Annotated in this window: 11 protein-coding genes; 10 read left to right on the top strand and 1 reads right to left on the bottom strand. The window is 46.4% G+C overall.

Going from position 1 to position 14192, the window contains the following annotated elements; all coding sequences use genetic code 11:
* Positions 1 to 18: 18 nt before the first annotated feature.
* Positions 19 to 1329, bottom strand: coding sequence for a uracil permease (gene uraA, locus HFD99_RS05295; RefSeq protein ID WP_017427785.1), 1311 nt, complete (start codon positions 1327 to 1329; stop codon positions 19 to 21).
* 269 nt (positions 1330 to 1598) lie between these two features.
* On the opposite strand from uraA, the gene HFD99_RS05290 reads away from it, so the two are divergent.
* The 10 genes from HFD99_RS05290 (at position 1599) to HFD99_RS05245 (ending at position 13983) form a co-directional block, all read left to right on the top strand.
* The gene (locus HFD99_RS05290; protein WP_016819128.1) at positions 1599 to 3776 is read left to right on the top strand and encodes a RelA/SpoT family protein; all 2178 of its coding nucleotides are present in this window, start codon (positions 1599 to 1601) and stop codon (positions 3774 to 3776) included.
* 137 nt (positions 3777 to 3913) lie between these two features.
* The gene (gene dtd / locus HFD99_RS05285; RefSeq protein WP_013372633.1) at positions 3914 to 4360 is read left to right on the top strand and encodes a D-aminoacyl-tRNA deacylase; all 447 of its coding nucleotides are present in this window, start codon (positions 3914 to 3916) and stop codon (positions 4358 to 4360) included.
* A 69-nt stretch (positions 4361 to 4429) separates the two neighbouring features.
* Complete coding sequence (locus HFD99_RS05280) at positions 4430 to 4654, top strand: hypothetical protein (protein ID WP_167440711.1); 225 nt, start codon at positions 4430 to 4432, stop codon at positions 4652 to 4654.
* Between the two features lie 229 nt (positions 4655 to 4883).
* Entirely contained in the window at positions 4884 to 5390 is a 507-nt protein-coding gene (locus HFD99_RS05275; RefSeq protein WP_031462070.1) for a type 1 glutamine amidotransferase domain-containing protein, read from the top strand.
* A 61-nt stretch (positions 5391 to 5451) separates the two neighbouring features.
* Positions 5452 to 5922, top strand: coding sequence for a hypothetical protein (locus tag HFD99_RS05270; protein ID WP_167440818.1), 471 nt, complete (start codon positions 5452 to 5454; stop codon positions 5920 to 5922).
* Positions 5923 to 6580: 658 nt separating this feature from the next.
* Positions 6581 to 7825, top strand: coding sequence for a histidine--tRNA ligase (gene hisS / locus HFD99_RS05265; protein WP_013372628.1), 1245 nt, complete (start codon positions 6581 to 6583; stop codon positions 7823 to 7825).
* A gap of 85 nt (positions 7826 to 7910) precedes the next feature.
* Positions 7911 to 9689, top strand: a complete 1779-nt coding sequence (aspS, locus tag HFD99_RS05260; RefSeq protein ID WP_019688323.1) for an aspartate--tRNA ligase — start codon at positions 7911 to 7913, stop codon at positions 9687 to 9689.
* A 158-nt stretch (positions 9690 to 9847) separates the two neighbouring features.
* Positions 9848 to 10597, top strand: a complete 750-nt coding sequence (locus HFD99_RS05255) for a tRNA threonylcarbamoyladenosine dehydratase (protein WP_016819123.1) — start codon at positions 9848 to 9850, stop codon at positions 10595 to 10597.
* Positions 10598 to 10769: 172 nt separating this feature from the next.
* Positions 10770 to 12068 (top strand): NCS2 family permease, encoded by a 1299-nt coding sequence (locus tag HFD99_RS05250; protein WP_016819122.1) that lies wholly within the window; start codon positions 10770 to 10772, stop codon positions 12066 to 12068.
* Positions 12069 to 12165: 97 nt separating this feature from the next.
* Positions 12166 to 13983 (top strand): ABC transporter ATP-binding protein, encoded by a 1818-nt coding sequence (locus HFD99_RS05245; RefSeq protein ID WP_167440817.1) that lies wholly within the window; start codon positions 12166 to 12168, stop codon positions 13981 to 13983.
* Positions 13984 to 14192 lie beyond the last annotated feature (209 nt).

Below are 14192 nucleotides of genomic sequence, written 5' to 3'. Positions count from 1 at the left end.
AAAATTGAAAAGTAGATATTAATCTGGTGTTTTTTCAGTTAAAGGTTCCTGCGTTTTATCATTCGACCAGCCGAGCACATCAACCAGCTTGAAGAACAAACTCAGGATAATACCGATGATAGTCGCCAGGGCCATACCTTTCAAGGTGACAGCACCCCAAGTGAGCGTAGTACCGCTGATTCCGACAACAAGCACGATGGTAGCGAGCAGCATGTTGGTTGGCTTGGCGAAATCAACTTTTTGCTCGACGAAGATTCTAAGACCAGAGGCAGCGATCACACCGAATAAGAGCAAGGATACGCCACCCATAACTGGAGATGGAATATTAGAAACAATCGCTGAGAACGTACCCGAGAAGGACAACAGAATGGCAATAATAGCCGCTCCGCCAATAACCCATACAGAGTACACTTTAGTTAATGCCATAACACCGATATTTTCACCATAAGTCGTATTAGGTGTAGAACCAACAAAACCGGAAATGATGGTAGAAATCCCGTTACCCAGCAAAGAGCGGTGGAGACCAGGATCTTTGGACAACTCACGTCCGACGATGTTGCTCGTCACTAGCAAGTGACCAATATGCTCTACGATGACGACCAGAGCAACCGGAAGAATCGTCAGCATAGCCGAAGCATTAAAGGTTGGAGTGGTAATTGCGGGATGAGCGAACAAAGGAGCGTCCGCAATAGCCTGCGTATTGACCATACCCATGAAATAAGCAAGCACATAGCCCACCACGATACCGATTAGAATATGAATGATTTTGGCAAATCCGCGAAACAACACCGCACCCAGAACAGTAACACCGAGCGTAACGAGGGAAAGGGTGATCGTTTTGGGATCTGGCGTCCAGGCTTTAGTAGGATCGGCATTAATAATGCCTGCCATGCCTGCAGCAACCGGAACCAGTTCCAGACCAATCAAGGCTACGATTGATCCCATGACAGCCGGTGGAAAAACGATGTCTAGCCAACGTGTCCCGGCGTATTTGATTACCAGTGCAACGAGACAGAAAATAATACCTGTAACGATGAAAGCACCCAGGGCCATTGCATAGCCATTGCTGCCAGGGTTACTTTTAAGCACAAGACTGACAGGAGCGATAAAAGCGAAGCTGGAGCCGAGATAGGCAGGGATTTTGCCACGGCAGATCCATATGTACAACAATGTTCCGATACCGTTCATGAGCAAAATCATGCCGGGATCGACGCCAAAAATATTGGGCACCAGCACGGTGCTGCCAAACATGGCAAACAAATGCTGTACGCTGAGCAGGATCCCAGGTCCTGCTGGAAGCTTTTCATTAACTTGAATTTCGCGTTGCAACGCAGTTCACTCCTTAGTTCTTTCAATTATTCTTATATACATTAATTACTTTTCGTAATTTTTTCAATATAATTCGTTTCATTTCGTCAACAATCCTGATTTTACTTAACCATGTGTGACAAAATAATGCGACAGTGCCAAACCTGTAATAGTTGACGTGTGGCGTGCTAAGCGTCATAATTGTAGGAAATCACTTTTAAAAGGGAACCTTTGCGCGACATTGATCGGCGGGTTCCATTTTGCATAGAAAGGACACGGAATAGAGCAGAATGGGGATAGAGCAATTACTTAAAAAGGCCGGGGCCTATACCAGAGAAGCAGATCTTATCCGCATCAGGGACGCCTATGATTTTGCCGAGCAGGCCCATTCCGGCCAGACTCGTAAGTCCGGTGAACCTTATATTCTGCATCCGCTTGCGGTTGCTGATATCGTCGTTAATATGCAGATGGATACCATCTCCATTATCGCCGCTCTTTTACATGACGTTGTGGAGGATACGACGGTGTCTTTGGCGCAGATTCGCGAGCATTTTGGCGATACATGTGCGATGCTTGTCGATGGTCTGACGAAGCTGGAGCGTATCCAGTTCCGATCCAAGGAAGAACAGCAGAACGAAAATTATCGAAAAATGTTTATTGCCATGGCGCAGGACATTCGTGTCATCGTCATTAAGTTGGCAGATCGTCTGCACAACATGCGTACCCTGAAATATCAATCGGAAGAAAGTCAGCGTCGAATCGCTTATGAAACGTTGGAAATTTTCTGTCCGGTTGCAAACCGATTGGGTATTTCAGCGATTAAATGGGAAATGGAAGACATTGCTTTGCGCTATCTGAATCCTCAGCAGTATTATCGCATCGCTAATTTGATGCATAAGAAGCGGGCAGAGCGCGAGCAATTTATTGATAATGTCATACAGCGTATCAGAGAGAAGCTGGAAGAGATGGGGATTCAGGCTGATTTGTCTGGACGCCCTAAACATATTTACAGTGTGTTTAAAAAGATGACGACGAAAAACAAGCAATTCAATGAAATATACGATTTGCTTGCGATTCGAATTATTGTGGATAACATTAAAGACTGTTATGCCACATTGGGGATTATCCATACGTTGTGGAAACCGATGCCGGGGCGGTTTAAGGATTATATTGCCATGCCTAAGGCTAATATGTATCAGTCCCTCCATACGACCGTAGTAGGTCCCAACGGAGAGCCTACAGAAGTACAAATTCGCACAGTGGATATGCATCGCACCGCTGAATTCGGGATTGCCGCCCATTGGGCCTATAAAGAAAACAACGGGGCAAATAACACAAACTTTGAGGACAAAATCACCTTTTTCCGAGAAATTCTGGAGCTGCAAAACGAGGCGAAGGATGCTTCGGAATTTGTGGAATCACTCAAAATGGACTTTTTCTCAGACCTTGTGTTTGTCTTTACTCCTAAGGGAGAAGTCATTGAGTTACCGGCTGGATCGGTTCCGCTGGACTTTGCTTTCCGTATCCATACCGAAGTTGGCAATCGAACGATTGGCTCTAAGGTAAATGGAAGAATTGTTCCTTTGGATTATCGTCTGAAAACTGGCGATATCGTGGAAATTATGACGTCCAAGCACTCCTATGGACCTAGTCAGGACTGGCTTAAAATTGCTCAGTCCTCTCACGCGCGCAGTAAAATCAAGCAATGGTTCAAGAAAGAAAAGCGTGAGGAAAATGTAGAAAAAGGCCGCGAAAGTCTGGAACGTGAGCTAAGGAAGCGTGATATTGAGCCATCCGTGTGGATGAGCGAGGACAAACTTCAGGATGTGGCACAAAAGTTCTCTTTTAATGATTCTGAAGATATGCTGTCTGCGATTGGCTTTGGCGGTATAACCGCAGCGCAGGTTTGTACACGTTTGACAGAGAAGCTGCGCAAGGAACAAGAAGAGGCACGTCTAATTGAGCTGACGACCGAGGTTAAGGAGTACAAACCCCAAGGTGATCGGAAAAAAACACCGACCAACGGTGTCAGCGTCAGAGGCGTCGACAATTTGCTCGTTCGCTTTGCACGATGTTGTAATCCCGTACCGGGTGATGACATCATCGGCTACGTAACACGCGGGCGCGGCGTATCTGTTCACCGTACCGATTGCCCGAATATTCCTTCGGGGGTGGGCGAAGATCAGGCGCGTGTGATTGAAGTGGAGTGGGAAGAAGCAGCCGAGGTCAATTATAGTGTCGATATTGAGATTACAGGGCATGACCGCAATGGTTTATTGAACGAGGTGCTCCAGGCCATTTCTGAGAATAAAACTAGCTTCTCGGCCGTGACAGGACGTACAGATAAAAATAAAATGGCAATGATTCACATTACAATTCTTATTCGTAACACGGATCATTTGCATTCTGTTGTCGAACGGATCAAACGGGTGAAGGATGTATACACCGTGCATCGGATTATGCAATAAACTTGTTAAGCATACACGCAGGTTTATATAGCCTTTGTAATACATCTTGGGTACAAAGACTCATAGGTGGCTGAAAGAGCCGTGGTACTACTGTAAGCACCTTGTAAGGGGAAGAGTAAAGGAGCAGCGGATAGGCAATGAAGATCATTATTCAGCGCTGTAAAGACGCTCAGGTAACGGTGAATCAAAAGGTGGTCGGTAAAATCGGAACTGGATTAATGCTGTTGGTTGGTATTGGTCAGGGAGATACGGCAGCCGATGCCGTTTATTTGGCGGATAAAACAGCGGGATTGCGTATATTTGAAGATGCTGAAGGCAAAATGAACGACAGTGTTCTGGATGTCGGGGGGGCCATTTTGTCTGTCTCGCAATTTACGTTGTATGGTGACTGCCGTAAAGGAAGAAGGCCCAACTTTATGGGAGCGGCCAAACCTGAGGAAGCGGAGAAGCTGTATGATTTCTTTAACAGTCAGCTTCGAGCCAAGGGCCTGGAGGTCGAGACGGGGATTTTTGGAGCTATGATGGATGTTTCCTTGACCAACTGGGGTCCAGTGACGTTGATTTTGGATAGCGAACGTTCGTAGGTATCCATTCTTGGTATGATCTGAGAACATGAGTAGAAGAGAATAAAATAGCCGTTTAGAGGAACCATAATGTCATCCCGGTTGGTAAGCAGCCATCTGGAAAGCCTTAAGGGTGACAGGAGAGACGAAGCTATGCGTCAGACCCCAAAAATGGACGGATATCAAAGCGCGGTGCTACTTTATCCTGGTAGTATGCGGGAGGCAATCAACCTTACTCGTAATACTGATGCGTTATTACAGCATGTTGCTACAGCTGTGGACAAGCCAGGACGCGGTGTCCTACCGCGTAGGTAAGCCATTTGTAAATGCAGCATTAACGACGTATTGTCTCAAGCGGGTATAAAGAGATCGAAAATAATTATGTAGCAGTACATCAGGGAGGAGCCAACGGGCTCCTTTTTCTTTTTCACTGCTTGGAATTGTTATAAACACAGATCAAGCGGGTAATAACAAAGCGTGGTAAACAAACAAACCTAACTTTAAGCTCGCTTTAAGGATAACCGGAAAGGAGATCTGAACGATAATGAGTAAAATTGCATTTTTGTTGGCTGACCAATTTGAGGATTCCGAAATGAAGGTCCCTTATGATGAACTGAAAAAGGCTGGACATGAGGCAGATATTATTGGGCTGAAGCAAGGTGAAAAAGTGAACGGTAAGCAAGGCAAAGTTAGCTACACTATTGAAAAAGCCATTGCCGATGTGAAATCAAGTGACTATGATGCAGTTGTTATTCCTGGTGGATCATCACCGGAAAATCTGCGTTTGGATGCAAATGTTCTGAAGTTTGTAACTGAAATAAATGAGTCCAAAAAAACGATCGGAGCTATCTGTCACGGGCCGCAAATTTTGGCGAGTGCCGATTTGTTACAAGGCCGGACGATTACAGCTTACCCTCCATTGAAAGATGACTTGATTAATGCGGGTGCTCATTTTGAGGATCAAGAGGTGGTGGTGGACGGTAACTTTATTACGTCTCGGACTCCTAAGGATGAGCCCGCTTTTGTGCGTGAGTTGTTAAAGGCATTGTAATTTAACCGTGAATGCTTCCTAGATTTATGCCAGTACAATTCCCAAACGAGGAGGATTTGATATGGCTAAACAGATTCAGGCTTATTTTCGCACAGAAGATGAAGCTGAGGGCGCCAGAGCTTCGCTTCAGGCTTATAGAACTGAACATTTGGAAGTAGGTGCTCTGGATGAGACGCTCGGTCGGGAGACGAGGGTTTTAATTCCGTTGGTCCCTTATAACAATACTGGCTCTGTGAGCACAGGAGGTTCTGCGGGTGCGGCGATTCCAGCCGCAGGGGCTTATGGCGAGAATATTCTACCCGATGCAAAGAATGACGAGGTTAACTCTGGTGCAGCTCAAAGGGATCTGAATGAGGATCGGAGCGGAACAACGAATCATGACGGAGGTTTGCTCCGTGCGACAGATGTGTATATTAACGGTGATCATGATGAATTACGGTATGTATTGTCCGCCAAGGTGAATGATGCCGATTATCATGAGATCATTTATAAGCTTCGTTCCAATCGTGCATATGTGGCGCAGCTGGATTAAAAAGGGAGCGAATGTCACAAAAATGTCGATATACGAGGAAATTAGTCACACTAGAGTGGCTGTAATACAATTGTAATATTCGAAACATCATTCCTTAATATTCGTTGTTTATAATAACAGCATGACCCCCTTTTGATATATCTTTTTAAACCTGCGGACCGTTTCCGCAGGTTATTTTCTTTTTATAAGACTTATTTGTCTTATTCTAGGGGGAATGTCTTGACTTTGTCGAAGCAGTTCATTAAAATCATAAAATAATGAAAAATGATTTGATGACGGGACCAAGTACTCCGAACCCACAAGCGCAGAGAGGAATTTCCAGGCTGTAAAAATTCCCTTGATGAGCGGACGAATGACCTCCCCGAGAACAGGCGGCGAACAATGAGGAAGCTCTGCTGAGTCATGCATGGCATATGCCAAACAGCGGACCATCCTGCATAATAGCCGTACTGCGCGTTACGGGCGTTATACGTATGAGCGGAGTCAGTGTAATGCTGACGGACACTGAGTCATTTGTATGCTAGTGGTCTGGGTAAACTCCGGAATGTGGGTGGTACCACGGGTGATTTGTAAACGACAATCCCTCGTCCCTGTTAATGATAACAGGGCGAGGGATTTTTTGTTTTTATAAGAAATACAATGACGGGGGGATACGTAAATGGCCTTTCAAAAACCGACGGGAACACAGGACTTGCTGCCAGGTAGTGTAGAAAAATGGCAAGTGGTCGAGGAAAAAGCTCGTGAGATTAGCCGCCGCTTTAATTACCGAGAGATTCGTACACCAATGTTCGAACAAACGAATTTGTTCGTTCGGGGTGTGGGTGAAACGACCGATGTGGTGGAAAAGGAAATGTACACTTTTGAGGATAAAGGCAAACGGAGCATGACGCTGCGTCCGGAAGGAACGGCAGGGGTTGTCCGCTCTTATGTGGAGAACAAACTGTATGGTGAACCGGATGTAACTAAGCTGTACTATATCGGCCCAATGTTCCGGTATGAGCGTCCACAAGCTGGGCGTCAGCGCCAGTTTCACCAATTTGGCATTGAAGCATTCGGGGCGATGGACCCGGCGCTGGATGCAGAAGTTATTGCTTTCGGGTATCAGTTCTGTCGTGAGCTGGGCCTGAAAGGGGTACAGGTAGAAATCAACTCTGTTGGTAATGCTGCCAGTCGTGCTGCTTATCGGCAGCATTTGGTGGACTTCCTGATGCCCATTAAGGATACGTTGACCAAGGAGAGCCAAGCGCGCATCGAGCGTAATCCGCTGCGTGTGCTGGATAGCAAAGATGATCAGGACAAATTTGGCGGAGCACCTTCGATTTTGGATAGTTTGGACGAGGAATCCAGCACGCACTTTGAGAAAGTGAAGCAAAATTTGGATGCGATGGGCGTGGAATATACAGTGAACCCGCGCCTGGTACGGGGGCTGGATTATTATACGCTGACAGCATTCGAATTCAAAGCCGAAGGCATTGGTGCTATTGATACGATTGGTGGAGGCGGTCGCTACAACGGATTGGTTGGAGATCTGGGCGGACCGGATCAGCCAGGGATTGGTTTTGGCATTGGGCTTGAGCGAATTCAGCTGATTTTGGAGCATCAGGGTGTCAAATTGAACGAAGCCAAGCCGCTGGATATCTATATGGTGGCTTTGGGTGAGGCGGCAGAAACGGAAGTGACCAAACAACTGTTCAAGCTGCGTCAAGCTGGATTTTCCGCAGAGCGAGATTATCTGGGGCGTAAAATGAAGGCTCAGATGAAATCGGCAGATCGCTTTAAAGCAAGATATACGGCGATTCTGGGTGATGATGAGCTGGTTAAAGGTGAAATTGCACTAAAAAACATGGAAACCGGTGAGCAACGTACTGTTAAGCTGGATCAGCTGGTGGAAGAATTAGGCTAAACAACATGATGTAACATCAGTCAGGGGGAGCTTCCCTCTGGCTGTCATATAGCATTAACTACTAAACCTAACAGGAGTGTGTATTATGAAAAGGAGTCATCAATGCGGCGCATTGACTCATGCGCATATCGGAGAAACAGTTACATTGAACGGTTGGGTACAGACCCGTCGTGACTTAGGGGGCGTACTTTTTATAGATTTGCGTGACCGTAGCGGAATTGTACAAATCGTGTTTAATCCGGCCTATTCCGGTGAAGCATTGCAAATTGCGGATCGTGTTCGCAGTGAATATGTGCTTGAGGTTACTGGTACTGTTGTCAAACGTGATGCAGAAACGATCAATACGAACCTGCCTACAGGTGAAATTGAAGTGCGTGTCACTGAAATCGAAGTATTGAATGCATCCAAAACACCTCCGTTCTTCATTGAAGACGGCGTAGAAGTAGACGAGTCACTGCGTTTGAAATACCGTTATCTGGACCTGCGTCGTCCGGAAATGCATCAGACGTTGAAACTGCGTTCCAAAGCAGCAAAAGTATTCCGCGACTTCCTGGACGGTGAAGATTTCATTGAGGTAGAAACACCAATTTTAACGAAAAGCTCCCCAGAGGGTGCACGTGACTATTTGGTTCCTAGCCGAGTGCATGAAGGCGAATTTTTTGCCTTGCCGCAATCGCCACAATTGTACAAGCAATTGCTGATGGTAGGCGGCCTGGAGCGCTACTACCAAGTGGCACGTTGTTTCCGTGATGAAGATTTGCGTGCTGACCGCCAGCCTGAATTTACGCAGATCGACATTGAGACTTCCTTCATGCAACAGGATGACTTGCTGCCTATGATGGAGCGTCTTATGGTGAAATTGTTCAAAGAAACAGTTGGGGTAGAACTGGAAACCCCGTTCCAACGGATTACACATGCAGAGGCAATGGACAAGTATGGTTCTGACAAGCCTGACCTGCGTTTTGGTCTTGAGTTGATAAATGTCAATGATATCGTGGCAACCAGTGGGGTAAAAGTATTTGCTTCCGTAATTGAAAAGGGTGGCGAAGTTAAAGTCCTTAATGCCAAAGGATGTGGCACGTGGAGCCGTAAGGACATTGATGACCTGGGTCCTTTTGCAGCACGTTATGGAGCAAAGGGCTTGGCTTGGATCCAAGTGAAAGAAGGCGAATTCAAGGGGCCTATCGTTAAATTCTTCACACCGGAAGAAATCGAAGCCTTGAAAGAGCGTACGGGAGCCGAAGAAGGCGACCTGTTGCTGTTCTCTGCGGATAATAAAAAAGTAGTTGCTGATGTTTTGGGCGCGCTTCGTCTGAAAATTGGCCGTCATTTGGGGCTTATCGACGATAACAAATTCAAATTTGCCTGGGTCGTAGACTTCCCGCTTCTGGGCTATGACGAAGAACAAAAACGTTATGTAGCGGAGCACCATCCGTTCACTCGTCCGAAGGAAGAAGATCTGGCCCTCTTGGACACAGATCCAGGTCAAGTTCGTGCTCAGGCCTACGACATCGTGCTGAATGGCTACGAAGTGGGTGGCGGCTCGATGCGTATTTTCAAACGTGAAGTTCAGGAGAAAATGTTCAAAGCGCTCAATCTGCCGCCTGAAGAAGTGAAGGATAAATTCGGTTACCTGCTGGATGCATTTGAATACGGTACGCCTCCACATGGTGGTATTGCCTTCGGTTTTGACCGTCTTGTTATGTTGCTTGCAGGTCGTACAAATCTGCGTGAAACCATTGCATTCCCGAAAACGGCCAGCGCGACAGACCTGCTTATGGATGCACCAGCCGAAGTGGATCAAGCTCAATTGGATCAGCTTCATATTCGTCTTGCTCCGAAGCCTGTTGCACCTAAAGCTTAAAACAAGCGTTGGATTTTGCAAGTGCAAGTTGCCATCTGTTGGCATGTAAATAGATTATAAAATGCCTTGAACCCGTTACCCTTTTATGGATAATGGGTTCGTGGTTTGTATGCTGGAGTTCAAGCATAGAGTTTAGACCAGTGAGGGAGGATTACCATATGCTGCATCAATTTTCACGCACGGAACTGGCCATCGGGACGGAAGGTCTGGAGGTTATGAAAAATAGCACGGTAGCTGTATTGGGTATCGGCGGTGTCGGTTCGATTGCAGTGGAAGCGCTGGCGCGGACGGGTGTTGGACGCATTATTTTGATTGATAAGGATGTCGTAGATATTACCAATATTAATCGCCAAATTCATGCGCTGACGACAACAGTAGGTCAAAAAAAGGCTGATCTGATGGTAGAGCGTGTGAAGCTGATTAATCCTGAATGTGAAGCAATTGCACTGAACATGTTTTATACGGAAGAAACATATGAGGAGCTATTCAAGTACGATCTGGATTATGTGCTGGATGCTTCGGATACGATTATTTACAAAGTTCATTTGATTAAAGAATGCTTGAAACGAGGAATTCCGATGATCTCCAGTATGGGTGCTGCGAATAAAATGGACCCAAGCCGTTTTCAAGTTGCCGATATTTCCAAGACAAGAATGGACCCGATTGCCCGTGTCATCCGCACCAAGCTGCGCAAAGAAGGTATTACCAAAGGCGTCAAGGTTGTATTCTCTGATGAGGAGCCAATGAAGCCGCGTGAAGAAATTACCAAAAAAATTGTACCTGCCAACGCACCTGAAATCCGGAAAGCGAAGCAACCACCTGCAAGCAATGCTTTTGTACCTCCGGTAGCAGGATTGATTATGGTCAGCGTAGCTGTCAAGGACCTGTTAGAGCACGCTGGTGTATAAGCTTGAAATGTAGCATGACAGTACATTCGTTAGATTTACAGTAGTATGTTTCAACCTAAGACCTGTAGTTCTGTGCATCACTTCTTGGTGTCACAGTAGGCTACAGCTCTTTTTGTTTTGAAAAAAGCAGCTTACTGCAAACAGATTGAACAACTTGCTGGAGGGTTTTGGTATGAAGGATGGGCTATGGTCCAGAAGTCTCGGTTTCAAGCCCGAGCATCATTGGAAAAAGGAATTAGCCGCGGGTGCCATTTCTTATTTTTCCGTTGTATATATTATTATGGTTAATGCAACCATTTTGGCAGATGCCGGGATCCCTCTTCAAGGGGCAATGCTCGGGACGCTGCTGACCTCGATGATCGGCTGTCTGCTGATGGCTTTTGGCGGAAAGTCTCCCATGGTCGTTGTACCAGGGATGGGGATTAATGCCTTTTTCACTTACACACTCGTACATTCCATGAAGCTGAGCTGGCAGGAAGCGTTGATGGTGGTTGCCGTCACAGGAGTGATATTTGCCGTTGTGGCGTTTACATCATTGTACAAGCTGATCAGTCAGGCGATTCCCCATAATTTGCAGCATGGAATTACGGTAGGTATTGGTCTGTTTTTGACCTTTATCGGTCTGCAAAAAAGTGGGATCGTAATTGCACATCAAACGACTTTTGTGGCTATTGGTCATTTCAATGATCCCAAGGTGATTACGGCCTGTGTAACGTTGCTACTCGCGATTGTATTATTTGTACGTAACGTTCAGGGCGGTTTGCTTATCAGCATTTTGGCAGGAACTGGGCTTGCATACGTACTGGGAGCTGTAGAACCAACAAGCACGGTAAAAACCTCTGAAACGGTGCGACAGTATGGGCAATTGTTTGGGGAGCTTTCCTTTTCAGGTATCGCTTCGGTAGCCTTCTGGATCGCTGTTTTTTTGCTGTTACTGATTGTGTTGTTTGAGAATGTTGGAATGATTACTGCACAGACCAACATGATTGGAAGACCGGATTCTTTTAAGAATAGCTTGCGTGTATTGGCTGTGACCAATATTTTTGCTGGTATTCTGGGCAGCAGTCCCGCGGTAGCCGCTGCGGAGTCGACGGCTGGTATTGCGGCAGGCGGACGTTCAGGAATGACCCCGCTGGTAACTGCAATTTTATTCGGAGCGACATTTTTCTTTATTCCACTATTGGCTTATATTCCTGACAGTGCCATTGCGCCTGTATTAATCATTATCGGAGGCCTAATGGTACAAAATGTGCGAGAGATGGATTTCAGTGATTTTACTGAATCCTTTCCTGCATTTCTGATCATGGTGATGATGCCCTTTACTTACAGTATTGTAGACGGGATGGCATTTGGTTTTATTGCATATCCCGTAGCCAAGCTGGCAGCAGGACGGGGCAAGGAAGTGCCTGTCGCATTATATATCATTTCTGTACTGTTTGTGGCTAACTTTGTGCTTCATTCTCTGGTGTAGTAAACTCGAAGATAGGTTGTACTGTTCATACCCGCGCAGAGCGCGGGTGTTGTTGTTTGAATAAGAATGGTCAGACAGGAAGCGAGGTTGATGGTTTATGGAAAAAGAACAACATGGGCGACAAGATGAGCAGGAAGATCGGATGAAGGAAAAGCCAGGTAAAAGGCCGGACAAGGCAGGTATGGGTCGGTTTATCAAACTGATTGCGAGTGCGCATCCACCCAAGTCCATTCTGATCATCGCCCTGATACTGACCCTGGTTCAGACGATTGCTGGTTTAATCGTACCGATGATGACCAAAGGGTTGATCGATGGCTTAACCTTTTCTTCATTGAACCGTATGGTCATTATTGGTCTGCTTGGCGCTTTTGTGCTTCAAGCGGTAGCTTCGGCAGTTTCGATCTATATGTTGAACTACGCCGGGCACAAAATAGTGGCTAATTTGCGCAAACGCTTATGGCATAAAATTTTATCTCTACCCATTCCATACTTTGACCGGAATCGGTCAGGAGATACGATGAGTCGTGTCACTAATGATACAAGCCTGATTATGAACTTAATTACCGAGTATCTCGTGAATCTGATCTCTAATGTGATTGCCATTATTGGTGGTATTGCGTTGTTATTTTATCTGGATTGGGTGATGACGCTCATTATTCTGACCATTGTTCCGCTAACAGCCCTGATTTTATTTCCGGTAGGCAGAAAAATGTATCGTATCTCCAAAAAACAGCAGGATGAGATGGCAGATCTGACCTCAGTGCTGAGTCAGGTTATCGGCGAAATCAGGCTGGTGAAGGCCTACGGAACGGAAAGCAGAGAGGCACAGGCAGGGGAGGATCGCATTTACCGTATGTTCCGCTTCGGGTTGCAGGAGTCACGTATATTGGCCCTTGTAGGTCCCATTTCTACCTTTTTGCTGACTGCGGTGCTCGTTATTATATTGGGTGTTGGTGGTGTTCGCGTCGCATCAGGTGTACTAACCGCGGGTGATTTGGTGGCTTTTATTTTGCTACTGTTTCAGGTGATTACACCGATGGCCCAATTCACGACCTTATATTCACGTCTGCAAAAGGTAGTTGGTGCCACTGAACGAATTCAGACTATTTTAGACCATGAAGAGGAACCACTTGAATTGAAGCAGGAAGCGGCAAAAGAGAGCAGAGATATTGTATTTCGTGATGTCGCTTTTTCCTATACCGAAGGTGAAGAGGTTCTTCATCGTGCAAACCTGGTCATTCCGGCTAACCGAACGACAGCATTCGTGGGACCGAGCGGGAGTGGGAAGTCCACCTTGTTTTCATTGTTGGAGCGCTTTTATGTGCCAGATACAGGGGAAATTCGTTATGGAGACGAATCGATATCGTCTTATACACTATCCTCCTGGCGCTCGAAAATTGGTTATGTATCACAGGAGAGCTCGATGATGACCGGAACGGTTAGAGATAATATTACGTATGGCTTGGGGCGCGAAGCTGATTTGGAAGAAGTCAGACGAGCTGCCATGATGGCGTATGCGGATACATTTATTATGGATCTACCTCAAGGCTACGATACGGAGGTAGGGGAGCGGGGAATGAAGCTGTCCGGCGGGCAGCGACAACGGATCGCCATTGCGCGCGCGCTTCTTCGCAGTCCTGATATCCTCATGCTGGACGAGGCTACTTCTAGCCTGGACAGCTCATCCGAGCATGAGGTGCAGAAGGCCTTAGCGAATTTGATGGAAGGACGCACGACGATTGTCATTGCACACCGATTGTCTACGGTGGTCCACTCCGATCAAATTATCGTGTTGGACAAGGGCAATGTGACTGGTGCAGGAACCCATGCCGAGTTATTAGAAACCCATCAGGTGTACCGCGAGCTGGCTCAAAAGCAGTTTGTGGAGATGGGGGAAAGAAGTATGGAGTATTAAAGGTCGCTTCGCGTGTGATTTGATCCTCCGATCACTCCGCTTCTTCGGATTCAAATCACCCGCTCCACTGGTGCCGCAAAGCTTCATACTTTTGTGAAAGAGTAGGGAATTGGGCGTATTAGGAAATAAGGTTGGATTTTTGTGGTCAAATGTGTTACGCTTACTTTCCTTTTTTTGTATCGGAGCAAGTGAATGAGATGCAGAAATCG

The organism is Paenibacillus sp. EKM301P (assembly GCF_011800295.1).
In the GTDB taxonomy this organism is placed as follows: Bacteria; Bacillota; Bacilli; order Paenibacillales; family Paenibacillaceae; genus Paenibacillus; species Paenibacillus polymyxa.
The sequence above is the reverse complement of the archived record's forward strand: the minus strand, read 5'-3'. Positions and strand labels throughout refer to the sequence as shown.

Excerpts from the sequence above, each read along its gene's own strand:
- HFD99_RS05270 (WP_167440818.1), top strand. The coding sequence starts at position 5,452 with ATGGCTAAACAGATTCAGGCTTATTTTCGCACAGAAGATGAAGCTGAG.
- HFD99_RS05245 (WP_167440817.1), top strand. The coding sequence starts at position 12,166 with ATGGAAAAAGAACAACATGGGCGACAAGATGAGCAGGAAGATCGGATG.
- hisS (WP_013372628.1), top strand. The coding sequence starts at position 6,581 with ATGGCCTTTCAAAAACCGACGGGAACACAGGACTTGCTGCCAGGTAGT.
- HFD99_RS05280 (WP_167440711.1), top strand. The coding sequence starts at position 4,430 with ATGTCATCCCGGTTGGTAAGCAGCCATCTGGAAAGCCTTAAGGGTGAC.
- HFD99_RS05255 (WP_016819123.1), top strand. The coding sequence starts at position 9,848 with ATGCTGCATCAATTTTCACGCACGGAACTGGCCATCGGGACGGAAGGT.
- dtd (WP_013372633.1), top strand. The coding sequence starts at position 3,914 with ATGAAGATCATTATTCAGCGCTGTAAAGACGCTCAGGTAACGGTGAAT.
- aspS (WP_019688323.1), top strand. The coding sequence starts at position 7,911 with ATGAAAAGGAGTCATCAATGCGGCGCATTGACTCATGCGCATATCGGA.
- HFD99_RS05290 (WP_016819128.1), top strand. The coding sequence starts at position 1,599 with ATGGGGATAGAGCAATTACTTAAAAAGGCCGGGGCCTATACCAGAGAA.
- HFD99_RS05250 (WP_016819122.1), top strand. The coding sequence starts at position 10,770 with ATGAAGGATGGGCTATGGTCCAGAAGTCTCGGTTTCAAGCCCGAGCAT.
- HFD99_RS05275 (WP_031462070.1), top strand. The coding sequence starts at position 4,884 with ATGAGTAAAATTGCATTTTTGTTGGCTGACCAATTTGAGGATTCCGAA.